This is a genomic window from Paenibacillus glufosinatiresistens, assembly GCF_031470375.1.
Taxonomy (GTDB): domain Bacteria; phylum Bacillota; class Bacilli; order Paenibacillales; family Paenibacillaceae; genus Paenibacillus_AQ; species Paenibacillus_AQ glufosinatiresistens.
This window is the reverse complement of the sequence record NZ_JAVFHT010000001.1, coordinates 276,590-299,945: the sequence shown is the minus strand read 5'-3', so window position 1 is coordinate 299,945 and position 23,356 is coordinate 276,590. Positions and strand designations below refer to the sequence as shown.

Here is a 23,356-nt window from a genome sequence, read left to right as displayed (position 1 = left end):
CCAGTGCCGTTCCAAGAGTTTCCCTGGAATAGGACTGGGCTTCTCTATTTTATTTCAGGTACGTACCGCTCTCGCCGATGCCGCCGGTGCCGTTCAGCACGTAAGCACGGGCATTGCCCTTGCCGGACAGAGAGATGGACAGCGTGCCGTTCGTTACATTCTTGACGTCTCCGGTAACGGCATCCACGTACTTCCCGTTCGGGATGCCGGTGAAAGTGGCTCCGCTGGAGATGGTCACGAGCACGAAGCTGTCAATGCCCTTGGAAGCATCCGTGTATCTGCGTTTGAACGCCATATCGCCGGATACGTTCTCCGTCGAATACTGGCCTTTCTGGAGCGCAGGCACGGCGCGGCGAATCAGGTTAAGCTGGCGGATGTGCTTGGCGAGCGGATAGTTCAGCGATTCGGCCATTTTGCCGGTCGCATTCGTATATCTGCCGTAATCCTGCACCGTTACGCTGCCTTCGATGCGGTCTCCGAAGTATGCTCGGCCCGTCGTGCTGAGCGGAGCGTTCGGACCGACGTCAATCGGCATGCCCTTCTGGAATTCAACCTCGGAACCGTAGAAGATGGCCGGGATGCCCCGGAACAGGAACATCAGGTCCAGATTCTCGGCCCAGGTATCCTGGGTGCCGGCGAAACGCTGGTTCTCCGGCGCACCGTCCGGCGCATAGTCGTGGGAATCGACGTAGGTTACATTCCAGGTGGCGTCATTGTAATACTTGTCGCCGCTGCGCATGCCGAAGGCTTCCTGCGCCGTCTTGAACGACCAATGCATCGGGAAGTCGATAACATCCATACCGGACTTCTTGGAATAATCCGGCGTATGGTAGTTGTTGCCTTCCAGGAACGCATTGTTCGAGGTCGGCTGGGTTGCTACGTTCTGGTTGTCGGCCCAGTTCTGTTCCACGGACAGCTTGTTGGCGGCATAGTCGTTCACCGTATCTCCCGGATAGGCTTTGGATTCCTTCCAGGTATAGAACGGAGTCGAAATCGCCGGAATTCCGCTGTTCCAGACATCGCGGTAGCGGGTTGCCACTTCGCCGAAGATGTAGAAATCGGAGCCGCCATGCGTTTTCCAGGCTGGGATGAAGTAGCGGTTGAAGATGTAACGGCTGACATGCTTGACCGTATCCACGCGGAACGCGTCAACGCCCATGTCGATGTACTTGTTGTACGTATCAATCAGATACTGGTCCACCACCGGATTCTCGGTGTTGAGGTCCACGCAGTCGCCGGCGATCTGGCCGGTCTGCACCGTATAGGACTCCCAAGACAGACTCTTCTCGGTGTGGTAAATATTGTTGTTCGTATCGGCATTCTTCATCAGGTTGATCCGGGCCTGATACTGCTGATCCGGCGTCATGGTATCATAGTTCGCCGGCAGCTTGTCGGTAATCTTGACCAGATTCGCGGAGGTATCCGCCTTCGTCGGGTCCTTCTTGAACATCGGAAACAGGTTCTCCTCGCCAAAATTGCCGGTGTGGTTCACCACAATATCCTGAATAATCTTCAGCCCTTTGGCATGGGCGGCCGCAATCAGATCCTGATAGGAAGCTCCCACCGATTCGTAACGGGGGTCTACCTTGGCAAAATTGATTGCATGATAGCCGTGGTAATCATAGCCGCTGGCATTCTGCACAACTGGCGTAATCCAGATGGCGCTGAAGCCTAGCGCCTTGATGTAGTCAAGCTTCTGGATCAGGCCCTTGAAATCTCCCCTGTAGGCCGGATCGGCATCCGGATTGCCAGCTTTGGCGTCATCCCAGGCATGCTTATTGTTGCTGGGATCGCCGTCATAGAACCGGGAGGTCATGACAAAATAAATGGAGTCTTCGCGGAAATCTCCACGGCCGCCGACCGAGTAGTAGTAACTCTGCGTCGTCTTGTTGCCGGCCGCGTCCACAACCAGGAACTTCAGCGTGGCAGCCTTGGTCAGAACAATGGCAGGTCCGGCCAGACCCGACAGGGCGTTGCCGCTGATGTAGAGCTTGGAGCTGGTTGTAGGCTCCGTTCCATTGTCCGTGTAATAAGCGGATACGGTACCGGCTTTGTTATCCTTGAGATTGAAGGATACACTTACCGATGTGGAGGTCTTGACCGGCAGATTGGCCGTAATTGTCGGCGCCTGCAGATCCGCATTGAGGTCAATGACATAGGCAAAGGAGGACACAGTGCCCGATTGCCCCGCGGAATTGACGCCGAATGCCTTGATCGTCATCGATGAAGCGACCGGGATCGGCGCCGTATACAGCGTCGACGAGGTGGTCGGCGTGGAACCGTTGGTCGTGTAATAAATTTTGTCTCCCGCATTGCTGCCGGTCAGTGCGACCGTTTGCGCCGTGTCATAGGTTCCCGGAGCCGGAGAAGCCTTGATGACCGGCACCTGCGGAGCCTCAGGATTCGCGTCATACCAGGCATTGTCTGTATAGTACCAGCCTTCTTTGGCGCTGCGGACCAGATCGGAGGTCTGCTTGCTGCCGTCGTTGAAGATGACGCTGGCTGCCGTTGCACCCGAAATCGTGTACTTGTACCAGTCGTTGCCTTCTGCTGTCATCAGCACGCCCGGCCATGCTCCGCTTGTCGGAACGGTGGAAGGCGTCGGATTCCAGTAGTGAATCCGAACTGTGGATGCCCAGGTGGAAGGCTTCTTGAAGTGAACCGTCAGAGCGGTCGCTGTAGCGGTCGGGGTAGGCGTTACCGTAGCGGTCGGGGTAGGCGTTGCCGTAGCCGTCGGTGTTGCCGTAGCCGTTGCGGTCGGCGTCGCGGTCGGCGTCACGGTCGGCGTTGCTGTAGGAGTTGCTGTAGGAGTTGCTGTAGGAGTTGCTGTAGGAGTTGCTGTAGGCGTAGGAGAAGGCGTTGTAACCGCCGAAACCTGCAGATAATCCAGGTTGACATTGCCGGTGTCGCCGGAGTCATACTTGTAGGCGATCGTATTGCTGCCCGCGTTCAGCGTGACCGATGCCGTCTGGTCTGCCCATGTATTCCAGTTCGCAAGGGTGGCGAGACTGACCTGCTTGACCTTGGAGCCGTTCACGTATAAAGACAGGTTCTTGGCGCTGCCCGTGGCATTGGCATAATGCAGCGCCGCATTGTAGGAACCTGCGGTGTCGGCTTGAACCGTGAAGGCGGCCGCTGCGTTCACGGCGGTCATCCCGTCGACAAAGCCGGTGCCGGTGTAGCCGGTATGGTCGGTATTGACCTTCGCGCCGCCGCTCAGCGCCGAATTCTCGGCTTCATACTTGCCCTTGACGGGAACAACGACTGTCCAGTTCTTGCCGCCGTTGTTGTCCCATGTGTCTGTCGGAGCCGTGATGTGATAACAGTAAGTCAGCGTAGCGCCCTCGTCCACGGCAACATTGGCAGTGAAGGACGTTCCGCTCTTAATCATGGCGGTGTCGGTATATGAGGACCAGTTATTCGTTGTCCAGTGCAGCTTGACTGCCGTTGCAGTCGAATTCGTATACGATACCGCATACGTCGTGCTGCTGGCCTCAGCCCCGCCCGACAGGCCGATGAGCAGGCTGATGCATAAGGCTGCGGACAGCAGCAAAGACAGTATTCTTCGGGCTTGCTTCGTTACCAATCAAATTCCCCCCAGAAATAAATTAGTGTGATACCCAAGCGTTTCCAACGGCATTGGCTTGAAGTGACATTGCGACACAGTGTTGGTGCAAACGTTTGCAATTTCAGTTAAAAAAGAAGACCTCCTTTCGTTTGCATGAACCAGGACAAGGCTGAATGCGCTTACAGGCCGATTATATTATAGACATTTTTTCCAGTCAATCCACCATTTCGTTCAGTTGCTCCCCGATGCCAGCAATCGGTTGCCCCCAAAGACCCGGGACGTTCGCCTCCCTTACGGAATAACAAAACCGGCCGTATAAGGGAACTCCCCCAAAACGGCCGGTGCTTTAGTACAAGACGGTATAGCCGCTCTCGGTCGCCGCTTCACCTGCTATCCCTGACGAAGCTGTTCCGCAGCCTTCTGCGCCGCCAGCTTGGCATGCTTGATGCAGTCGGGCATGCCGATGCCGTCATAGCCTGCCCCGAAGACTTGCACGCCCGGAAGGGCGGTCCCAAGTTCGTTCCGCAGCGCCGCAATGCCGGCCGGGTGACCGACCGGATACTGCGGCATCGACTTCGGCAGACGGGTGATCTCCGTGAACAACGGCTTGGCTGTCACGCCCATCACTTCCCTCAGATCCTTGCGGACCAGCTCTTCCAGTTCTCCGTCCGGAAGCATCGCTTTCTGCTCGTCTCCGGCCCGGCCCACGTAACAGCGCAGCAGCACCCGGTCTTCTGGAGCGGTATGCAGCCATTTGGCGGAGGTCCAGGTGCAGGCCGTAATGCCTCGCCCCTCCGTGCGCGGCACCAGAAAGCCCGATCCGTCGAATCCGCCGTCCAGCTCCTGGCCGGAGAAGGCCATGACCACATTGGCTACAGTTACGTAGTTCACGGCATCCAGCGCCGAGACCTCGACATGCGGACGGAGCAACTCCGCCGCCGCGAAGTTCTGCACAGTAATGTAAACATCGTCCGCCGGGAGCCGTTCACCGTTCTCGAGGATGACCGTATACCTGCTGCCCGCCGAAATTCCGTCATTGCGGACAATGGCGGCAGCGCCGCTCCCTGTCCGCAGGTCCGCATCCCGCTTGAGGTCTTCAACCAGCGCCGAGGTCAGCGTCTGGAGTCCCTGTCTGAAAGTGAGAAAAGCGCTCTTCTTCGTTCCCGTATGGGTCTCGGCAGGCTTCCGGCCGCTTGTCATTCCCCGGATCAGACTGCCATACTGGCGTTCCACCTCGCCGAATTGGGGGAAGGTGGATTGGAGACTGATCGCATGCATGTCTCCTGCATAGATTCCCGCCAGCAGAGGCTCGGTCATCTTCTCCAGCACTTCCCGTCCAAGCCGGCGTTCCACAAGCGCTCCAAGCGATTCGTCCTCCCCGCTCTTTCGGGGCGGGATGACAAAATCCATCATCGCCCGCAGCTTGCCCGGCAGCGAGACGATCCGGCTCTTCCAGAACGGCTTCAACTCGGTGGGAATGCCGAGCACCAGCCCGGCCGGCATCGGATGGAGCCGGCCGCCTTGCAGGATATACGTCTTCTTGGCATTCGGATTGGTCGTCGTCAGCTCGCGGTCCACGCCCAGCTCCGCAGCCAGGTCGGTCATCTCCTGCTTCCGGGCCAGATAGGAATCCGGGCCCTTCTCGATGACGAAGCCTTCCTTGCGCAAGGTTTCAATCTTGCCCCCAAGCACCCGGTCCCGTTCCACAACGGTAATGTGCGGCTCCACTCCCGCTGCCCGGTAATGCTTGCGCACGTAAAAGGCGGCGCTGAGTCCACTCAGCCCGCCGCCGATAATGACTACATTCCGCGGAGCAGCGCTCATTTCTGATCCGCCTTCCACTCGCCCGCCTTGCTGCGCACAACATCGCTCAGCACCGACATATAGGCGGGATCGCTATTCAGCGATTCGATCCGCATCAGCCGCATGTCCAGTTCACGCGCAACCGCCTGGGCTTCAATATCCAGGTCGTACAGCACTTCAAGATGGTCCGATACGAAGCCGACCGGCGCGGACAGCACATCTTCCACCTGCTCCGTGCTCAGGCGGTGCAGCGTATCGAGAATGTCGGGACCCAGCCACGGCTCCGACGTCCGTCCGGCGCTCTGCCAGGTGAATTCCCAGTTCGTCACGCCGGTGCGCTCGGCAATGGCCTGCGAAGTCGCCAGCAGCTGGTCGCGGTACGGATCGCCCATGGCGAGAATCCGCTCCGGCAGGCTGTGGGCGCTGAACAGCACCTTGACCTCTTCCCGCTTCGCGCCGGCTTCCTCATATTCGTCCAGCCGCTGCGACACCCGGCGGCTGAGCGTATCAATCAGCAGCGGATGCAGATGATAGCTCTCGACGAATGCCATTTCGATACCGTGTTCCTGGGCGCGCTCCCGGGCGCGCTTGATGTAGCCGCCCACGCTCATCGACGAGTAATGCGGCGCAAGCACAATGCCGACGGCCCGCTTGATCCCGTCTTTTGCCATCTTGTCCACGCCGTCTTCAATGAAAGGATGGGCATGCTTGAGTCCCTGATAGCAGACATAACGGACGGCCGGGTCCTGGTTCTCGCGGTCCAGCGTCTCCTGCAGAGCCGCTACCTGGCGGTCCGTATTCTCTCTGAGCGGGAAGACCCCGCCGACGATGGCTTCGTAGCGGTCCTTCAGCTCGCGGAGCTGTTCTTCGCTCGGCGGATTGCCGCGGCGGATATGTGTGTAATAAGCCTCAACGCCCTCCAGGCTGTCCGGGGTTCCGTACGACATGACCAGTACACCGATTTGGGTTGTCACGAATCCTCACCTCATACGATTATTAGTTGGATGGAACGGCGCCGGACGGTCGGGTACCGGCAAGAAGTTCCTGGGAATATTCATGAATGCAGTCCGTCAGTTCCTTTAGCTTGTCCAGAGAAGCTTCCGGATACAGGCCGTGTCCCAGGTTGAAAATATAACCGGGCTCCTTCACGCCTTCGTCGATCAGGCGCTTGGCCCGTTCCTTCAGCAACTCGTCCGGCGCCGTCAGCAGATACGGGTCCAGATTGCCCTGAACCGCGAACCGTCCGCCGGTGCGCCGCCGTCCTTCGGCGATGGACACCCGCCAATCCAGCCCGATCACATCGGCACGCAAGTCCGACAGCTCGGGCAGCAGTTCGCCGGAGGCTACGCCCGGGAAGTAGATTTTGGGCACATCCAGATCGGCCAGCTCGGCAAAAATACGGGTGACCGTAGGCAGAACGTACGTCCGGAAATCTTCCGGCGCCAGCGCCCCGACCCAGCTGTCGAACAGCTGGAACGCCTTCCCGCCGCTCTTGACATGGCTGCGCAGATAGGCGATGACCATATCGCCGAGCTTGTCCATCAGCTTGAACCAGACCTGCGGCTGGCCGTACATCAGCTCCTTGGTCCGAATGTAGCTCTTCGACGGCCGTCCTTCTACAAGATAGCTGGCGATGGTGAACGGAGCCCCGGCGAATGTGATCAGCGGCACGTCCAGCTCCCGGTCCAGAATGGCGATCGTCTCGAGGATATGGCCGAGATCGCCTTCCACGTCGATCGGCTTCAGCCGGTCTACATCGGCCGCGCTTCGGATCGGATTCTCGATGACCGGGCCGATATTTTTGACAATATCAAATTCGACGCCCAGCGAAGCTACCGGATTCATAATGTCGGAATACAGAATTGCCGCATCGACGCCCAGCTTCTTCACCGGCATCAGCGTCACTTCCGCCGCCAGCTCGGGCTGCCGGCAAATCTCGAGCAGCGAGTATTTCTCCTTGATCTTGCGGTATTCGGGGTCGTAGCGGCCGGCCTGGCGCATGTACCACACGGGCACATAATCCGTCTCCTGCCGGCGGCACGCCCGGATAAAAGTATCGTTATAGGTCATGATAAGGTCTCCATCTTCTTGATCGGATTGTCATCTTTATATTATGCCTGTTTTAAAAGTTTGTAACAACCGTCACAACTGCCCGGAGAGTTGACATTCCTGTGACATCTGTCACATCCGGGGGCGTTTCAACGCCGATTGTCGATTTGTGGTATACTGCTTCATGGCATCTTTTACCGGACATCATGGTTAGAGAAGGGAAGTGGGGCACATTGAAGAAGATGAAATGGGGAACGCTCGAGACCTGGAGCATCAATCTCATTGTGCTGTGGTTCGGACAGTTCCTGGTCAACGCGGGGATGACGATGATTACCCCGTTCCTGTCGCTGTATCTGGCCCAGGATCTCGGCGTCCGCGGCGACGCGGTCGGGGTCTGGGCCGGTCTGATTTTTGCCGCCAACTTCATGACCTCGTTCATCTTTCAGCCCTTGTGGGGCTCTCTGGCGGACAAATACGGACGTAAAATCATGCTCCTGCGCTCCGGCTTCGGAATGGCCATTGTCATCGTTCTGATGGGCTTCGCCCAGACGCCCTGGCAGCTCCTTCTGCTGCGGCTTCTCAACGGCACCATCTCGGGCTTCAACCCGGCTTCCATCGCGCTCGTCTCCGGCACCACGCCGAAGCACCGCACGGGCTTCGCGATGGGCATGATGCAGTCGGGCTCGGTCGCCGGCACGATTCTGGGTCCGCTGATCGGCGGCCTGATGGCCGACTATATCGGCTTCCGGCCGATATTCTACGTTGTGGGGGCGCTTCTGTTCGTCGCTTCGCTGCTGGCCCTCTTCCTGGTCAAAGAGAACTTCAACCGCGAAGAGGCGCTGCATCAGCCGAAGGTATCCGTCTATCAGGGCTTCCGGGAACTCGCCCGGATTCCCCAGCTTCCGGCTCTCTTCGGCGTCACGTTCCTGCTGCAATTCGCGATGATCAGTCCGATGGCGCTGCTGCCGATCTATGTGGAGAAGCTGCACGGCACGCCGGAGGATATCGCCTTCTGGGCGGGTCTGGTAACAGCCGTGACGGGCATTTCCAACATGATCGCTTCGCCGATTCTCGGCAGGCTCAGCGACAAGATGGGAGCGCACCGGATTCTGACCTACGCGCTTATCGGCGCCGCGCTGTTCCTGATTCCGCAGGCTTTCGTAACGTCCGTCTGGCAGCTCATTGTCGTCCGGTTCCTGATGGGGGTATTCATGGGCGGCCTGCTGCCCAGCGTCAACGCGCTTATCCGCTCCTATACGCCTGACGGCAAGGAGAGCCGGGCCTTCGGCTTCAACAGCAGCACGCTTGCGCTCGGCAATATGACGGGAGCCCTGCTGGGCGGCGTGCTCTCCGGCTATATCGGCATCGAGGGGCTGTTCATCGTATCCGGCGGGCTGCTGCTGCTGAATACCGTCTGGGTGCGCTTCAAGCTGTACCGGGAGACGCCGCTGCGGCTGTTCCGCTAGACGGCCCCAAAGGCCGCGCCGCAGGGGATCAGCCCCTCACGATCGCCAGCGCCAGTCCGTCGTAGGCCGGAAGGATCGTGCTCTCCAGCCGGGGATCGCCGGCGATGGTCTCATTGAACCGGCGCATCGCCTGAACCGCAGGCCCGTTCTTGGCAAGGTTCAGCGTCCGGCCGCGCAGGAAGAGATTATCCCCGGCGATGACCGCGCCGGGCTCGGCCAGGCGGATGGCCGCCTCCAGATAATCCGGGTAATTCTCCTTGTCGGCGTCAATGAAGAAGAAGCCGAATCTCCGGCCTTCCGCCTCGAGCTGCTTCAGGCTCTCCAGCGCGGGGCCGATGCGGTAGTCCACCGCTGCGCCGAACCCGGCGGCCTCCAGATGCGTACGGGCCATAGCCGCATACTCAGGCTTCAGCTCGAGCGAGGTAAGCCGGCCTCCGGCCGGCAGTCCCCGGGCCAGACAGATGCCGCTGTACCCGCCCAGAGCGCCGATTTCCAGCGCCTGCCGGGTTCCCGACAGCCTTACCAGCATCGTAAGCAGCCGGCCGTACCCGGGCGCAACGGATACTTCAGGCATGCCGGCCTCTGCAATCGCCTGCCGGACGGAGCGAAGCAGCCCGTCTTCCGGGTAGCGTTCTTCACTGTACCGCTCCTGGGCGGCAAATTCTTCGGGGGATGGAGATGAAGGTTGGGTCATCGGTTAATCTCCTTTTCGGATTAGATGAATACTAGATAACGGAGTTGAAGTGAATTTGGATAATCTGGAATTGATCGCAACTGCGCCGATGGGCCTTGAGGCCATTGTGGCGCGCGAACTGAACGAGCTTGGATACGAGACCGTCACGGAGAACGGCAGAGTCGTGTTCCGGGGCGGCTTGGCGGACATTTGCCGCTGCAACCTCTGGCTGCGGACCTCGGACCGGGTTCTGGTCAAGATGGCGCAGTTCCCGGCCCGCACCTTCGATGAATTGTTCGAAGGCGTCAAGGCGATCGCCTGGGAAGACTGGATTCCCGAGAACGGAGAATTCCCGGTGGAGGGCCGGTCCCACAAATCGCTCCTGACCAGCGTCCCGGCGGCCCAGGGCATTGTGAAGAAGGCGGTTGTCGAACGGCTCAAGGGCACCTACCGGACCGAATGGTTCCCGGAGAACGGCCCGCGTTTTGTCATCGAAGTCATTCTGCTGAATGACGTTGCGCTGATTACGCTCGATACGACAGGTCCTGCCCTCCACAAGCGCGGCTACCGCAAGCTGATTACAGAGGCACCGCTGAAGGAGACGATGGCCGCCGCCCTGATCCAGCTCAGCCGCTGGAACGGCAGCCGTCCCCTCTACGATCCCTGCTGCGGTTCGGGTACGCTGCTCGTCGAAGCCGCGATGATCGCCTGGAACATCGCCCCCGGCCTGCGCCGCTCCTTCCCCTCGGAACACTGGCCGCTGCTTCCGAAGCAGCTGTGGGAGGAAGCCCGGGAGGAAGCCTTCGACGCCGTGCGCGACGATGTGCCGCTTCAGCTTGCGGGAAGCGACATCGACCCCAAGGCCATCGAAGTGGCCGAAGCGGCCGCGAAGAGCGCAGGCTTCGCCAAAGAAATTGCCTTCTCGGTTCTTCCGGCCGCCAAGGCCCGGCCGGAAGGCGAGTACGGCTGCATCATCACGAACCCGCCTTACGGCGAACGGCTCAGCGACAAGGAGGAAGTCGAACGGCTGATCCGCCAGCTCGGCGGATTGTCCAAGCAGCTCCCGACCTGGTCGTTCTTCGCGCTGAGTCCTTCCAAGCAGTTCGAGCATTATTTCGGCCGCAAGGCGGACAAGCGCCGCAAGCTGTTCAACGGACGGATCGAATGCCAGTACTATCAGTATTTCGGTCCGCTCCCGCCGCGCGCGCCCAAGAGCGGGGACGCTGCGGAATAGCCGTCCCGCCCGCTCCGCCCAGACAGAAGGCAGCCCGTCCGGAATTCCGGACGGGCTGCCTTTGGCTTCAGGCCTTCAAGACAGGCATAGCGGCAGAGGCTCGGAGTCTGTACGGCTAGAACAGCACTTCGTCGGGATTACGGCCAATGCGCTCGTCCGCATCCATGGCGTCGATCCGCTCCATCTCTTCCGCAGTCAGCTCGAAATCAAAGATCTCGCCATTCTGCTGAATCCGCGACGGAGTCACAGACTTGGGAATGGTAACGATGTCATGCTGCAGATTCCAGCGCAGAATAACCTGCGGTACCGCCTTGCCGTACTTGCCCGCGATCGCCTTCAGCACCGGGTCCTCGTTCAGCATTCCCTTCATCAGCGGGGCCCACGCTTCGATCTGAATGTTGTTCAGGACGCAGTAATCGCGCAGCTTGCGCTGCTGTAAGCGGGGATGAAGCTCCACCTGATTGACGGCCGGAACCGTCTCGCTCGTCTGCATCAGGCTCTCCAGATGATGAATTTGGAAGTTGCTGACGCCGATTGCCCGGACGCTTCCTTCCTGATAGAGCCGCTCCATGGCGCGCCAGGTATCCTTGAACTTGTGAAGACCCGGCCAGTGAATGAGGTACAGGTCAATGACTTCCAGTCCCAGCGCTTCCCGGCTCTTCTCAAAAGCACGCAGTGTCTCGTCGTATCCCTGATCGTCGTTCCACACCTTCGTGGTGACGAACAGCTCCTTGCGAACGATGCCGCTGTTGCGGATCGCCCGCCCCACTTCAGCCTCATTGCCGTAGAGCGCGGCCGAGTCGATGCTCCGGTATCCCATCTCCAGCGCAGCTTCCACCGCCCGTTCCACCTCTTCTCCGGCCGCCTTGTATGTGCCAAGCCCGAACCGCGGCATCGTAACTCCGTTGTTCAGCGCCGTATAGTCCGCGATGTGACCATAACTCATTGTCCTGCCACCCTTCTATGTACCCCAGATAATAAAATAACCTTGCACAGCAAGTCTAATTATAGCATGCTGGCCCTGTAACCCCCAAATATGCCCGGCGGCATCGCGGCCGCCGGCAGGAAAGGCAGGATTGAACCCGATGATTGTCGTTGCCTTGAAAGGACTTATTCTCCATGAGGGACAAGCGCTGCTCCTCCGCCGTTCCGACACGGATGAGACCGGTCCCGGGACGTGGGAATTCCCGGGCGGCAAGCTGGAATTCGGCGAGAAGCTGGAGGACGCGCTCGCCCGCGAAATCGAAGAAGAGACCGGCCTGCGCACCGCAGCCGGCGAACTGCTCTATGCAGCCACCTTCCTTACGAATCCGGAACGCCAGGTTGTGCTTCTGACCTACGCGTGCCGGATTATCGGAGATTTCATGCCGGTCGCCCTGTCGCCGGAGCACAGCGGATACCGATGGGTCTCACCGGAAGAGTTCGGCGACTGGCTGCCTGCCCCGATTCTCGCCGAACTGGCCTCTTCGGAAGCCGCCCGCCGGCTCGGCTTCGGATAGGACGGACACGGCGGTTCGGGACGTCCGCTCCATACAGTCCCTCCTGCACAAGACCAAAGAACCGTCAGACAGAGGTCTGACGGTTCTTAAGGATTAAGGCCGGGATGCCGGCTGCTTGACGAAAGCCTCCGCCTTCTTGAGCACTTCTTCCTCGGACGGGCCGCTGACATAGCGTCCGTTGATCGAGACGAAGGCCCGCTTGCCGCAGGGGCCGCAATACGATATGCAGCTCTCCTGACGGATCTCGGCGTCCGGCGCCATTTTGCGGAGCTTCGGAATCAGGCTCTTGCGGCTGATATGATTGCATTTGTCGCAGATGCGAATTACATTGGCCATTCTACTTACCCTTCTTCAAGTCCGCAGGACCGGCGCTTTAATGATCGCCATGGTTCCCTTGGGACGGATTAGTGATGACAAAGCCTTCCTGCGGGAAATACAGATAATCGATCTTCACGCCGTCCAGCAGAGGCTGTCCCTGTTCCAGGACCACGTCGATCTCCTTATCGGTCGGAACGACGACATCGTTCTCGCCCGGCATGTCCAAATCAAGGCCATAGTGGGCGTGGTCCCCATGGGAATGGGTAATCAGCACACGCAGCTTCAGTTCGCTGTTGCCTGCCAGTTCCATCTGTTTCTTTATCACTTTCGCCGCATTGCGGGTAATCTTGACGTTCATTGCCGCCGCATCTCCCATACTACAAGAATTTGAATTGCCAGTGCCTTATATTGTATAGGATGAACGGGCGGAAAAGCAACTACCGTTCCTGCACGATTGAAGCGGCCTGCGGCGGCTGCTCTCCGTATTTGCGGTCCATGCGGGCCACGAACGCGTTCATCAGCAGCATCGTCACCCCGATATCGTCGATCGGCATGAAGGGCATGACGTCGGGCAGCACCCAATACAGCAGGGCAGGTATGATAAACAGAAGCTTGTCCCTCGTTGCCACTCTCGGCGAGAGCAGATGTCTCAGCGCACCGCGCAGCACATGGGACCATTCCTTCAGCGACAGCAGTTTTCTCAGTTTCATTGCGGTCTCCTTTCGGGCTTGAAAAAGGGCATGACCGCCTATGCCAGGGGTCTGCTGAATCTGCGGCCATACCCTTTGCTGTATCTTACGTAGGATTTCAGAAAATGTTTCAAATTTTTAAGTTTAAATTCCCTTATTTTTTAGTTTTTCATCAGCTCCGCCAAAATCTGGCCGGTCTCCAGCACCATATCCTCGAACTCCTCCGGAGGCAGCGGATTGCGGCCCAGCCCGAGCTCCACGGTGAAGCCGGGGCGGCCGAACTTCAGAATGAACCAGTCCTTGAAGCCCGCGTCGCTGCCGGTCAGCTCCACGGCCCGGTAGCCGCTGGCCGCGGCCAGCCGGTTCGCCAGACCTGCGCTCTCCCCAGGCTCCATGCCGCGGTAATTCCAGTAGATCTCCCGCCCCTGGCTGTGAAGGGAGACCGCAATGTCGGGCGGCGCCGACTGGCAGAGCGCCGCAAGCGCGGCGGCCTCCGGTTCGCAGAGCGGCGCGGCGCCTCCATAGTCGCTCGGCGCCGGTCCGATCCGCCCCCGCCGCTTCCGCTCTTCCTCCCAGTAAGCGGGGAACTGGTCGCCAAGGTCCACTCCGCTGACGTTGGCCTTCCAGTGCCGGAAGCTGCGCCTTCCCCCATTCCAGCGCAGCAGCTCCGCACGCCTCGGATGGTCCTCGCCTGCGCCTTCCTGCACCAGCTCGACCCCGTCGGGATTGGCCATCGGCACGGCGCACAGCGTCCAGTTCCGATACCAGTGCCGGACGGGGCGGCCGTTCCAGCTTCCTCCGGCCGCGAAGGCCTCGGCATACTGCTCGATGAAGGCGAGCAGCGCGGGCGCGGTCAGCCATTCATTGGCATGCAGCGCCGCATTCACATGGAGCAGACGCGGCCCCTTGCCGATCCGCACCGCGCGAAGCGGCTTGCCCATTACGCTGGTTCCGATCGTTTCGACACGGATTGCGGCATACTTGCCGGCCAGGCGCTCCAGGTCCTCTTCCAGATGCGCCGGCCCGTACTCTCCCCGAAGCCGGACCATAGATCGGCTTGCCGGGGGCGGCATGACCCACAGTGGGTGGGGAGCCGCCCCGCTCCCCGGGGACAGCCCCGGATTGAAGCGCTCCAGCTCTTCCAGGCTGACGCCAAGCCTGCCGGCGATTTCTTCCGGACTCTCGCCCTCGGCGGGGGCATACCGGGCGCGCGGAGCGGAAGGCAGGAACAGAACCTGGCCCGGTATCAGGTACTCCTGCCCGGCGGCCCACGGATTCCCCTGAATCACATGGCCGGGGGTCAGTCCGTAGACGGCCGCCACCCGGGCGACCGTATCGCCCCGGCGAACCGTGTGCTGCAGCATAAGCATCGTCTCCCTTGTCGCAAGTCTGGACCGTTGCTCTAGTCTATGCAGGGGCATTTGTCCGACATGAACCTTGTTCTTCCTGCCGGAAATCCGGCTCTGACGCAACCCGCAACATAACAAGCCCCGCAGGCTTCATCGCCTGCGGGGCTTGCGCGGGGTTAAGGAGCGGAGGGGCCGACCGCTCCCCCCAGCGTGGACACCTGCCAGACAACCGGCGTCCGCTGTATCTGCTCTCCGAGCCAGTCCCTGGCGATGGCCTGGAACATTTCGGGATCGCCGCTGCAGAAGAACTGGTGCACCGGCGTCTCGTCTCCGCTGGAGAGCTTGCCTTTATCATACAGAATTGTGCTGATTTCCCGGGCCGTCTCGTCCGCTGAACTGATGAGCTTCACTCCGGGCCCCATCGCTTGGCCTATCGGCTCCACCAGGAACGGATAATGCGTGCAGCCCAGAATCAGCGTATCAATGGGCGCGTGCTTGATGCCGTTCAGCGATTCTTCCACGGCTCTGTAGCTCTCCGACGAACGAAAGACGCCCTGTTCGACAATCGGCACCAGCGCCGGACAAGCCTGGCTCACCACTTCAATATAAGGAGAAAGCTGCTTCAATGCAGAGGTGTAGGCGCCGCTGTGGATCGTGCCGACTGTCCCGATGACACCCACTCTCCCGGTCTTGGTCGCGCTGATCGCCGCCCTTGCTCCGGGATGGATCACTCCGATAACCGGTACCGACACTTTGTCCGTTATATAATCCAGCGCTGCCGCCGTCGCCGTATTGCAGGCAATGACGATCATCTTCGGATCAAATTGAATCAGGTAATCGACAATCTGCTCGGTGAACGTCCGCACTTCCTCTGTCGAACGTGGACCATAGGGCGCTCGCGCGGTGTCTCCGAAGTAGATGATCTTCTCCCGGGGAAGCTGCCGCATCACTTCTTTGGCGACCGTCAGTCCTCCTACCCCCGAGTCCAATATGGCTATAGCTTGCTGCACAAACACACCGCTTCCTTTATTATGTTTTCATTAGCTTATGTAGAACGCCGACCAGAGGTACCGGGCAATCCGTCCACAATTGCAGATCATACTCCATTCGCCCGCCGCGTTCAAGATCTGCCGCGCGCGTGCATGCCAAGCGGGCCGTTCCCCTGGCAGGGAACGGCCCGCTTGGCTCCGGCTGGCTCCGGCTTATTTCTCTTCTTCCTCCGGCGAAGCTGCGGTTCCGGCTTCCGCCTCAGCCTGGCCGCTGACCTCGGCCTGAATCTCCCGGCCGTCTTCGGCGCAGCGGCGGTTCTTCCACTCGGCCAGCTCGTCGCGAATCTGAAGGGCGGAGTCCTTCGCTCTGGCATACCAGTCGGAGGTCTTCTCTTCGACCCGGGCAGCAAGATCCTGGGCCTTCTCCAGCCCCGCAGAGGTCTCTTCCGCAATCTGTTGACGAAGCTCCTTGCCGGACTTCGGCGCCAGCAGCAGACCCAGCGCAGACCCGACGGCGCTCCCCGCCGCAAATCCCCACAGCAGCTTCTTCGTGTCTTTCTTCATTTCTTCATCTCTCCTTTGGCACGGGCGAATGCCTATCTCTTGCTTTCATCATAAGCAGCTTCAGGCCGTCCGGTGACAGAAGAATTGCATTATTGTTCCGGGTTCGTCCGGGTGCGCGGGCGAATCGTATAGTGGCAGCAGTGGCCGCCCTCCGCCATACACTCGGTCCGCGACAGATTAGCGTCCAGCAGCTCCTCGAACAGATGCTGTTCGCACTGGCAGGCCTTGCCGTATTGAACGGCAACCTGGCGGATCGGACAATTGTATTCCCGGATTTCGTAGGTGCCGTCTTCTCCGGCGCTCCACTCGGCCATGTATCCGCCGGCGTTCTGGACCCGGGTCAATTCCGCAACCCGCTCCTCAAGCGTCCGGCGCTCCATCGTCGGCGCGTACTGGGCAAGCAGACGGCGGCGGCGGCCCTCGAACAGCCCGTGGACCGCCTCGCGTCCGCTGGAAAGCTCCAGCTCGCGGAGCAGATCAAGCGTCAAATGATGGTAATTCTTCGGAAAATAATCATCCGCGTGGTCAGTCAGCGAATATAAATGAAGCGGGCGGCCCATAGCCTGACGAACCACCTTGGTTCGGGCCAGTCCTTCCCGCTCCAGCGTCAGAAGATGGCGGCGAACGCCCATTTCCGTAATCCCCAGTTGACCGGCCAGCGCGGCAATCGGCTGCGGTCCCTTCATTTTGAGCAGGGTCATAATCATCTGACGGGTCGATCCGCTCTCCTGCGCATTCTTCATCGCCGGTCCTCCTCCTTGGTTCATTTCACGGATTCCGGCCGGAATCTCTCCGTCGCGTTAGCGAGCCGTCTCCGCTCCGAGCTCCTGATCGAGGTAGCTCTGCACCTGCCGGGCAAAATCCTCCAGTGCTTCAGGCAGCTCCTTCGTCAACGGATGCAGGCGCCCCCGCTCCCAATCGGCATAATCCTGAACGAGCGGCTTGCGGAGGGCGACCAGATCCATCAGAATCCGGTGAAGCTTCTCCCCGCCGAACACCCGCTCTTCAAATATAATCGTTATGATATCCTCATAGCTGCCGGCATCGCGCATAATGAACCCGTCGATCAGGCAGCTCCCGGCGTCGGTGACAACTTCGATGGCCAGATGCAGACAGCGCTCCTGCACAAGTCCCCAGAGGCTGCTTCCGTCCCAGGAGCCCGCTGCCTGACGCAATCCGTCGGCGATAACGGGAATCTGGTCTAGGATCCGGCCAATCTGCTTGCGGTTGACATAATACATCGCTAATTGGGCCTCCTACACTTCGTAATCCACCGCGATCGACTGCTCTTTGACTTCGTTGATGTGGGCGATGACTTCCTGATGCGCCGGGTGAACCTGATAAGCCTGAAGATCCTCAAGCGAGGCAACCGTTGCGGTCAGGGCAAGATCATAGGAACGTTCGGACCGCAGCACGTCGGTTCCGATTTCAAGCGACAGCAGTTGGGGAATACGCCCTTCCATATTCCGCAGCACAGCGGCTGTCCGGGCCACGCTCTCCGGCGATCCGTCCTTCAGCTTGAACAAAACCAAATGTCTAATCAATGATTCCTGCCTCCATCCGCATAGGATTCTTATCTGTTGTATTTTAACACAAGCCCGCACCGGGCGAAAAGAAGCGCAAACGATTACAAGAATATCCATTGCCTCGCCCGGTTCGCTTATTGTAGTATAATCGTGAATTATTTACACATTCCGTAACGATTTGGAGGCCGTATGTCCACTAATCAGCCAGCGAACCACAGCATTCAGGCCTGGTCGCAGATCAACCGCAAATACCTGGGCAAGGGCGTCCGGGTAAAGCGCTTCCGCCGTCCCCAGCGAAGCCAGATCCGCAACCGGGTTCTGCTGGCCGTACTGATGTCCAGAGATATCAAATTGTCCCGACTGGCTGAGGAACTGTCCGTGTCCTCCCGAAGCGTCAGCGCCTGGATCTACGAGGGCCGCATTCCGTCCCAGACCAATCTGGACAAGACCTGCCGCTACTTGGGATACCCGGCCCATGTTCTGTTCAATGAAGCGCTGATCCGCCAGAGTCCGGTGCTCTGCCAGCCCGCCCCTTCCCGCTTCATGAAGCAGGCCGCAGGGGAGGCCCCCAAGCGGAGCGACATCCTCACCGGACTCTGCATGGTTCACGATATTTCCGTGACCGATGCCAGCCGCTGGATTGGCGTCCATCCCGGCACCTTCCGCAAGTGGCTGCATCACAGTTATCTGCCTTCCGCAGCCATGCAGGAGAAAGCCGAAGCCTTCTTCCGGATTCCCCGCCTGATCCTGTTCGCCGACTGCGAACGCAGCGGATAAGCGGGAACCGTTCCTCTCTCCGGCCCTGCCCGGGCACCGCTCCGTTCTATTCGGCAGCAGACCGGCTTCCCGCCCTGGCCGCCCAAATGCGCAGCCGATAGGAATGAAGCCCTTCCGGTCCCGGAAGGGCTTCCGTAATGTGAGCCTCTTCCATCACCTCAAAACCCGGGAAGAGCTCCTGAAGCTCTCCGAAGGCGAAGAAATGGGCCGTCTTGCCCGGTTTGTAGACAAAAGTCCCCGGCTCCCGCTGCTCGCCGCGCCCGCAATTCACATCCTCATCGGAAAAGCAGGTGAGATAGAGCACTCCGCCCGGCCGGAGCCTCCGTCTGATCTGCCGGGCCAGCCGGCCGCGGTCCCCGGCCAGAAACAGATGAATGACATCATAGCAGAAGACGCCGTCCACTTCCCGTTCACCCTCCTGCGGTTCCAGGATGGAACCTTGACGGATATCGCTCCGCGGGTCCCAATCCCGGGCGAGTTCGACCGCCGACGCGCTGATCTCTGTGCCGGATACCTGAAACTCCTCCGAGAGCGCCTTCGTGTTCCGTCCGTACCCGGCTCCCGGCACCCACACCGTCCGTACTCCTTCTGAGCGAAACAACGCCAACGCATGCGCGACCGTTGGACTGGGAGCTCCTCCCCAAATCATTCCTTCTGCGGCAAAACGCCGCTCCCAGTAGGAAGCGGCTGCTTCCGCCTCTTGATTGTCTTCGGGCATTCCGCACTCTCCTTATAGCTTCTGCCTCCCGGATGGCTTGCTGCGATCAGACCGGTCTCTTCCCGGCATGCTCCTTAAGCACCCGGTCCAACTCCTCCACCCGAACCGGCTTCGAAATGAAGTCCTGCATGCCGGTCCGCAGACACATATCGCGGTCATCTTTCCGGGCAAACGCCGTCACGGCTACGATTACCGGCCTTTCGGGATACCGGCGGCGAATCTCCAGCGTCGCTTCGAGCCCGTCCATAACCGGCATTTGAATATCCATGAACACCAGATCAAAATCGCCTTCGTTCACGGCTTCGACCGCCAGCCGGCCGTTCTCCACCACCACCGCTTCATACCCGCGCCGGTTGAGGTACGCCCGCATCAGCTGACGGTTGGCCGGATGATCTTCGGCTACCAGAATCGAGAGCGGTCCGAAGCGGCCCGACTTGTCCTCCGTCCATACCGCCGCGGCCGACTCCCGGACTGCGGCTTCTCCCGCGGCCGCTTCGGCATCTGTCCGCGCCTGGACAGCCTCGGCGTTCTCCTGCTCTTCAGGTGCAGACACCCCCGCCTCGATCGTGAAATAGAACGACGAACCCTTGCCTTCCCGGCTGTCCACACCGATCGTCCCGCCCAGCAGCTCGGCAAGCTTCTTGCTGATGGCGAGCCCAAGGCCGGTGCCTCCGTATTTGCGGTTAATGGAAGGATGGAGCTGGGAGAAGGACTGGAACAGTTCCTTCTGCCTGTTAAGCGGAATCCCGATGCCCGTATCGGTGACGGTAAAACGGACAATCAGCCCGCCTTCGGGAAGCAGAGCTTCCCGTTCGGCCGTAATCGTAATCGTGCCCGACTCTGTGAACTTCACGGCATTGCCGACCAGATTGATCAGAATCTGGCGGAGCCGCGATTCGTCGGTGACAAGGAGCAGCGGCAGCCGTTTATCAATCTCGCTGCGCAGCTCCAGCCGCTTCTCGGCCATTCGGGGAAGGAACAAATCCGTCACGCTGCGAATCAGGCTCCCCAGCTTGACCTCCCCCGGCTCCAGCGTCATCATGCCGGCCTCGATTTTGCTGAAATCCAGCACCTCATTCAGAATGTGCAGCAGCGTCCGTCCGCTCTGGGCAATAATCTCCGTGTAGCTTCGCTGATCTTCGTCCAGTTCCGTATCCGTCAGCAGATCCGCCATGCCGATAATGCCGTTCATCGGCGTCCGCAGTTCATGGCTCATGATCGCCAGGAACTCCGACTTGGCGCGGTCTGCCCGTTCGGCCGATTCTTTCGCCCTTACAATCTCCTTCTCTTCCGTAATGTCGCGGAAGACGACGACGGCTCCTTTGCGGTATCCACCGTCATAGAGCGGGGTCACATGATAGCGAACCAGAAAGCTGGATCCGTCTCTGCGCCAGAAGACGCCTTCCTGTTCCGCGTACATCAGATCTTCCGCCGTTGCCAGCGCCAGATTGGGGTAACCCCCGGCCAGCCAGTCACCACCGGACCACATTTCATGGATGGTGTCCAGCCGCCGGTTCGTGCTCCAGTCCTTCTCTCCGTAGCCCAGCATGGTTCCGGCCGCAGGATTGATGAAGATAATGGTGCCGTCCGTATCCAGACCGACGATGCCCTCGGAGACCGAATTGAGTATCAGCGCATGCTCATAGCTCAGCTTCTCGATCTGGCGCTGGTGGCGCCTATGCTCCGTAATATCGTTCACCATACTGAAGACGCCGGTAACTTCTCCCTCCATGCGGATCGGAACGAGCACCAGACTGACGTCCATCAGATGTCCGTCCCGGTGAAGAACACGGCTCTCGAAAGACTGGGCCCGGCCTTCGGCCGCCAGGGCAAAGCGGAGTTCGGTTCTCTCCAGCTCTTCGAGCGCCACAATCTCCTCCATGCCCGACTGCATAAGATCATTTCGGGAGTACCCGGTAAGCGAAATCAGACTGGCGTTGACCGACAGCGTCCGGCCCGAAAGGTCCATGACGCTGATTCCGGAAGGGTTGTGCTCGAAGAGCGAGGCGTACATCGTCCGGCTCTCCTCCAGCTCGGCTTCGTACTGCTTCCGCTCGGTCGCGTTCCGGGTGACGGCGACCACCTCCAACTGGCCGTCTTCTTCGGTCCGGATATACTTCTGCACCGTCTCGGCCCACAGGAAGCTCCCGTCCTTCCTCCGGAAACGGAAGAGCACCGGTTCCGAGATCATGCCCTCCCGGGTATACTGCAAATGCTTCCGCACCCGCCCGGCATCCTCCGCATGAATAAAAGAAATCGCCGAGCGGCCGACCATCTCTTCGGGCAGATAGCCGAGCATCCCTTGACAGATGGGCGAGACGAACAGGAAAGTCACTTCGTCGTCCGCCGCATGGCGGGAGATCATGTCGAGGGAGTGATCGGACAGGAAGCGGTAGTTGCGCTCGCTGATCTCAATCTGCCGCTCCATCAGATGCCGTTCCGTCACATCCTGAACAATTCCGTCCACATACTGGACCTTCCCGTCTTCGCCGCATACCGTCTCCCAGTGGCAGTCGATGAACCTTCGGCTGTTCCCGGTCCCGATTCTCAGCATATGACGCCCTCCCCGGGCGTCCCGCATACTCTCGCTGATAATCTTCCGGCAGTTCTCCGCCTCCTCCGGTTCCAGAATTCCCAGGAGGCGTTCCGGCGGACAAGCGATATTGCCGCCGCTCCCGATCTCCTCTTCACCGAAGAACAGACGATACGTCTCTCTGGACACCGTCAGCAGCTGCTTCTCTCTCTCCCATGTCCAGGAACCCATCCGGCCCAGACGCTGGGCTTTGGCCAGCATCTCTTCATACTTCATGCGTTCCGTGATGTCCCGTGCAAAGGTCAGCACCCGCTCCACATTCCCGTCGCGGTCGCGGACGATCTGGAACGAATTCTCGATCCATAAGTAATGGCCGTTCTTATGACGCACCTGACGAGTAAAACGGTCGGTATCCCGAAGCCTTCGGTTCTCTCCGTCCACCTCGGCCGCGCTCTTCGGATGATAGAACTCCGAGCGATGCCGGCCCAGCAGTTCATCCGGCCGGTAGCCGAGAATGCGGGTTACCGAAGGCGAAACATAGAGAAGCTCCCCATCCGGGGAAGAATAGGAGATCAGGTCGGGCGTATTCTCCGTAATCAGCCGGTATAAGTGCAGACGCCCTTCCCGGAGATCCGCCTGCGGGATATCTCCCGTCTTGTCGATCAGTTCCGCCACGACAGCGGCGGAGGGCTGGTCCGAGTCCCCCGGGACCAGGAACAGACTCAGCTCTGCCCGAAAGAGAAGCCCGTTCCTGCGGGCTCCCTGCAGAATGAGCGTCTGGGGTTCCATCTCCCTGCCGAACGGCAGAGGCAGCCTTGCTTCCAGCTCCAGCTTGGAGAGGTCGGACAGATTCAGCGCTTCGCTGTACCGCATGCCTTCCAGTTCGCCAGCTTCGCACTGCAGCATCCGGGATAAGGCCGGATTAGCCTGCAGAATAACGCCGTCTTCGGGTGACAGGATCGCTAGAGCGACCGATGAACGCATATATAACTGCTCGTACCAAATCTTGGACACGCTGATCCCCCTTTAATTCGACTCGTATTCCGTCGTGCGCAAGCCTGTATCTTCGGCATCATTCTTAAAGGTATCGTCCGGGCGCATGCCCCGCAAGGAAGAAGGGCGGGAGAACAAGGCCGGAATTCTGGAAGTGAAGCTGGAAATTTTGTCTTTTTCTTGTCTATTTCATTCGCCCTGCTTCCCATTCCTTCCTGCTTCCGTTGATACAAAAAAAGCAAAGGCCCTTCCTGAGAAGAGCCTTTGCTTTATGATGCGGTCGAGAGGACTCGAACCTCCACGGGGGGTTAGCCCACACGGACCTGAACCGTGCGCGTCTGCCAATTCCGCCACGACCGCAAATTAGGGTTGGTGATTAAATCACCGTGATTAAGAATATATCACAGGCGGAAAGAGTTAGCAAGCTTTAATTGTTAGAATGACGGCACAAGAAGATGACCGCCAGCCGAAGAAGCCCGAACTTGCCCGGGCTGTCTCACCGTCTGGCCTATAGGGTCAAGTCACTTCACCATTTACTCGAATTGAATTCACATAATAAACCTAATGATATATATCACTTTATTATAATCTGAATCGAGCTATATTCA

General features: G+C 59.5%; 21 protein-coding genes and 1 tRNA gene. 4 read left to right on the top strand and 18 right to left on the bottom strand.

Features of this window, described 5'->3' with window-relative positions:
- Nucleotides 1–49: 49 nt before the first annotated feature.
- From RBI05_RS01260 to hemE, 4 genes are all read right to left on the bottom strand, one after another.
- Nucleotides 50–3,586 (bottom strand): alpha-amylase family glycosyl hydrolase, encoded by a 3,537-nt coding sequence (locus RBI05_RS01260; RefSeq protein WP_310549842.1) that lies wholly within the window; start codon nucleotides 3,584–3,586, stop codon nucleotides 50–52.
- A gap of 372 nt (nucleotides 3,587–3,958) precedes the next feature.
- Nucleotides 3,959–5,392, bottom strand: a complete 1,434-nt coding sequence (gene hemG, locus RBI05_RS01255; protein WP_150459233.1) for a protoporphyrinogen oxidase — start codon at nucleotides 5,390–5,392, stop codon at nucleotides 3,959–3,961.
- Nucleotides 5,389–6,345, bottom strand: coding sequence for a ferrochelatase (gene hemH / locus RBI05_RS01250; RefSeq protein WP_150459232.1), 957 nt, complete (start codon nucleotides 6,343–6,345; stop codon nucleotides 5,389–5,391). The genes hemG and hemH overlap by 4 nt, the downstream gene beginning before the upstream one ends.
- A gap of 22 nt (nucleotides 6,346–6,367) precedes the next feature.
- Complete coding sequence (hemE, locus tag RBI05_RS01245; protein ID WP_310549841.1) at nucleotides 6,368–7,441, bottom strand: uroporphyrinogen decarboxylase; 1,074 nt, start codon at nucleotides 7,439–7,441, stop codon at nucleotides 6,368–6,370.
- 221 nt (nucleotides 7,442–7,662) lie between these two features.
- Here hemE and RBI05_RS01240 point away from each other — a divergent pair, with 221 nt between their 5' ends.
- A complete protein-coding gene (locus RBI05_RS01240) occupies nucleotides 7,663–8,886 on the top strand; it encodes an MFS transporter (RefSeq protein WP_310550070.1) in 1,224 nt (407 codons plus the stop codon).
- 28 nt (nucleotides 8,887–8,914) lie between these two features.
- Here RBI05_RS01240 and RBI05_RS01235 read toward each other — a convergent pair whose 3' ends face one another.
- Nucleotides 8,915–9,580, bottom strand: a complete 666-nt coding sequence (locus tag RBI05_RS01235) for an O-methyltransferase (protein WP_310549840.1) — start codon at nucleotides 9,578–9,580, stop codon at nucleotides 8,915–8,917.
- Nucleotides 9,581–9,635: 55 nt separating this feature from the next.
- On the opposite strand from RBI05_RS01235, the gene RBI05_RS01230 reads away from it, so the two are divergent.
- The gene (locus RBI05_RS01230) at nucleotides 9,636–10,793 is read left to right on the top strand and encodes a THUMP domain-containing class I SAM-dependent RNA methyltransferase (protein WP_150459271.1); all 1,158 of its coding nucleotides are present in this window, start codon (nucleotides 9,636–9,638) and stop codon (nucleotides 10,791–10,793) included.
- Nucleotides 10,794–10,908: 115 nt separating this feature from the next.
- Here the strand turns inward: RBI05_RS01230 and RBI05_RS01225 are convergent, their stop codons facing one another.
- Nucleotides 10,909–11,739, bottom strand: a complete 831-nt coding sequence (locus tag RBI05_RS01225; protein WP_310549839.1) for an aldo/keto reductase — start codon at nucleotides 11,737–11,739, stop codon at nucleotides 10,909–10,911.
- A gap of 139 nt (nucleotides 11,740–11,878) precedes the next feature.
- Between RBI05_RS01225 and RBI05_RS01220 the strand changes: the two genes are divergently transcribed.
- Nucleotides 11,879–12,292 carry an NUDIX hydrolase gene (locus RBI05_RS01220; RefSeq protein ID WP_310550069.1) on the top strand — a complete coding sequence of 138 codons (414 nt, stop codon included), beginning with the start codon at nucleotides 11,879–11,881 and terminating at the stop codon, nucleotides 12,290–12,292.
- A gap of 93 nt (nucleotides 12,293–12,385) precedes the next feature.
- Here the strand turns inward: RBI05_RS01220 and RBI05_RS01215 are convergent, their stop codons facing one another.
- The 9 genes from RBI05_RS01215 to RBI05_RS01175 form a co-directional block, all read right to left on the bottom strand.
- Nucleotides 12,386–12,628 (bottom strand): DUF1450 domain-containing protein, encoded by a 243-nt coding sequence (locus tag RBI05_RS01215; protein ID WP_310549838.1) that lies wholly within the window; start codon nucleotides 12,626–12,628, stop codon nucleotides 12,386–12,388.
- A 37-nt stretch (nucleotides 12,629–12,665) separates the two neighbouring features.
- Nucleotides 12,666–12,968 carry an iron-sulfur cluster assembly accessory protein gene (locus RBI05_RS01210; RefSeq protein WP_310549837.1) on the bottom strand — a complete coding sequence of 101 codons (303 nt, stop codon included), beginning with the start codon at nucleotides 12,966–12,968 and terminating at the stop codon, nucleotides 12,666–12,668.
- Nucleotides 12,969–13,047: 79 nt separating this feature from the next.
- Entirely contained in the window at nucleotides 13,048–13,320 is a 273-nt protein-coding gene (locus tag RBI05_RS01205; protein WP_310549836.1) for a hypothetical protein, read from the bottom strand.
- Between the two features lie 140 nt (nucleotides 13,321–13,460).
- Nucleotides 13,461–14,663: a M14 family metallopeptidase gene (locus RBI05_RS01200; RefSeq protein ID WP_310549835.1), complete on the bottom strand. Its 1,203-nt coding sequence runs from the start codon at nucleotides 14,661–14,663 to the stop codon at nucleotides 13,461–13,463.
- Nucleotides 14,664–14,824: 161 nt separating this feature from the next.
- On the bottom strand, nucleotides 14,825–15,658 hold the full coding sequence (gene racE / locus RBI05_RS01195; RefSeq protein ID WP_150459223.1) for a glutamate racemase: 834 nt from the start codon (nucleotides 15,656–15,658) through the stop codon (nucleotides 14,825–14,827).
- 192 nt (nucleotides 15,659–15,850) lie between these two features.
- A complete protein-coding gene (locus RBI05_RS01190) occupies nucleotides 15,851–16,201 on the bottom strand; it encodes a YtxH domain-containing protein (protein WP_310549834.1) in 351 nt (116 codons plus the stop codon).
- Nucleotides 16,202–16,290: 89 nt separating this feature from the next.
- The gene (locus tag RBI05_RS01185) at nucleotides 16,291–16,944 is read right to left on the bottom strand and encodes a helix-turn-helix transcriptional regulator (protein WP_310549833.1); all 654 of its coding nucleotides are present in this window, start codon (nucleotides 16,942–16,944) and stop codon (nucleotides 16,291–16,293) included.
- A gap of 57 nt (nucleotides 16,945–17,001) precedes the next feature.
- Nucleotides 17,002–17,442: a DUF86 domain-containing protein gene (locus RBI05_RS01180; RefSeq protein ID WP_150459220.1), complete on the bottom strand. Its 441-nt coding sequence runs from the start codon at nucleotides 17,440–17,442 to the stop codon at nucleotides 17,002–17,004.
- A 15-nt stretch (nucleotides 17,443–17,457) separates the two neighbouring features.
- Entirely contained in the window at nucleotides 17,458–17,745 is a 288-nt protein-coding gene (locus RBI05_RS01175; RefSeq protein WP_150459219.1) for a Dabb family protein, read from the bottom strand.
- A gap of 171 nt (nucleotides 17,746–17,916) precedes the next feature.
- Here RBI05_RS01175 and RBI05_RS01170 point away from each other — a divergent pair, with 171 nt between their 5' ends.
- Complete coding sequence (locus tag RBI05_RS01170; protein ID WP_310549832.1) at nucleotides 17,917–18,504, top strand: helix-turn-helix domain-containing protein; 588 nt, start codon at nucleotides 17,917–17,919, stop codon at nucleotides 18,502–18,504.
- Between the two features lie 46 nt (nucleotides 18,505–18,550).
- Here the strand turns inward: RBI05_RS01170 and RBI05_RS01165 are convergent, their stop codons facing one another.
- The 3 genes from RBI05_RS01165 to RBI05_RS01155 all read right to left on the bottom strand — a co-directional run bounded on the left by RBI05_RS01165 (nucleotide 18,551) and on the right by RBI05_RS01155 (nucleotide 23,108).
- Complete coding sequence (locus RBI05_RS01165; protein ID WP_310549831.1) at nucleotides 18,551–19,222, bottom strand: class I SAM-dependent methyltransferase; 672 nt, start codon at nucleotides 19,220–19,222, stop codon at nucleotides 18,551–18,553.
- A gap of 46 nt (nucleotides 19,223–19,268) precedes the next feature.
- Nucleotides 19,269–22,769: a PAS domain S-box protein gene (locus RBI05_RS01160; RefSeq protein ID WP_310549830.1), complete on the bottom strand. Its 3,501-nt coding sequence runs from the start codon at nucleotides 22,767–22,769 to the stop codon at nucleotides 19,269–19,271.
- Between the two features lie 254 nt (nucleotides 22,770–23,023).
- Nucleotides 23,024–23,108: transfer RNA gene (locus RBI05_RS01155), tRNA-Leu, on the bottom strand.
- Nucleotides 23,109–23,356: the final 248 nt, after the last annotated feature.

Bases quoted from the DNA above. Each gene is read 5' to 3' on its own strand.
- hemG (WP_150459233.1), bottom strand. From the start codon at position 5,392: ATGAGCGCTGCTCCGCGGAATGTAGTCATTATCGGCGGCGGGCTGAGT.
- hemE (WP_310549841.1), bottom strand. From the start codon at position 7,441: ATGACCTATAACGATACTTTTATCCGGGCGTGCCGCCGGCAGGAGACG.
- RBI05_RS01240 (WP_310550070.1), top strand. From the start codon at position 7,663: ATGAAATGGGGAACGCTCGAGACCTGGAGCATCAATCTCATTGTGCTG.
- RBI05_RS01235 (WP_310549840.1), bottom strand. From the start codon at position 9,580: ATGACCCAACCTTCATCTCCATCCCCCGAAGAATTTGCCGCCCAGGAG.
- RBI05_RS01225 (WP_310549839.1), bottom strand. From the start codon at position 11,739: ATGAGTTATGGTCACATCGCGGACTATACGGCGCTGAACAACGGAGTT.
- RBI05_RS01220 (WP_310550069.1), top strand. From the start codon at position 11,879: ATGATTGTCGTTGCCTTGAAAGGACTTATTCTCCATGAGGGACAAGCG.
- RBI05_RS01215 (WP_310549838.1), bottom strand. From the start codon at position 12,628: ATGGCCAATGTAATTCGCATCTGCGACAAATGCAATCATATCAGCCGC.
- RBI05_RS01210 (WP_310549837.1), bottom strand. From the start codon at position 12,968: ATGAACGTCAAGATTACCCGCAATGCGGCGAAAGTGATAAAGAAACAG.
- RBI05_RS01205 (WP_310549836.1), bottom strand. From the start codon at position 13,320: ATGAAACTGAGAAAACTGCTGTCGCTGAAGGAATGGTCCCATGTGCTG.
- RBI05_RS01200 (WP_310549835.1), bottom strand. From the start codon at position 14,663: ATGCTGCAGCACACGGTTCGCCGGGGCGATACGGTCGCCCGGGTGGCG.
- RBI05_RS01190 (WP_310549834.1), bottom strand. From the start codon at position 16,201: ATGAAGAAAGACACGAAGAAGCTGCTGTGGGGATTTGCGGCGGGGAGC.
- RBI05_RS01185 (WP_310549833.1), bottom strand. From the start codon at position 16,944: ATGAAGAATGCGCAGGAGAGCGGATCGACCCGTCAGATGATTATGACC.
- RBI05_RS01180 (WP_150459220.1), bottom strand. From the start codon at position 17,442: ATGTATTATGTCAACCGCAAGCAGATTGGCCGGATCCTAGACCAGATT.
- RBI05_RS01170 (WP_310549832.1), top strand. From the start codon at position 17,917: ATGTCCACTAATCAGCCAGCGAACCACAGCATTCAGGCCTGGTCGCAG.
- RBI05_RS01165 (WP_310549831.1), bottom strand. From the start codon at position 19,222: ATGCCCGAAGACAATCAAGAGGCGGAAGCAGCCGCTTCCTACTGGGAG.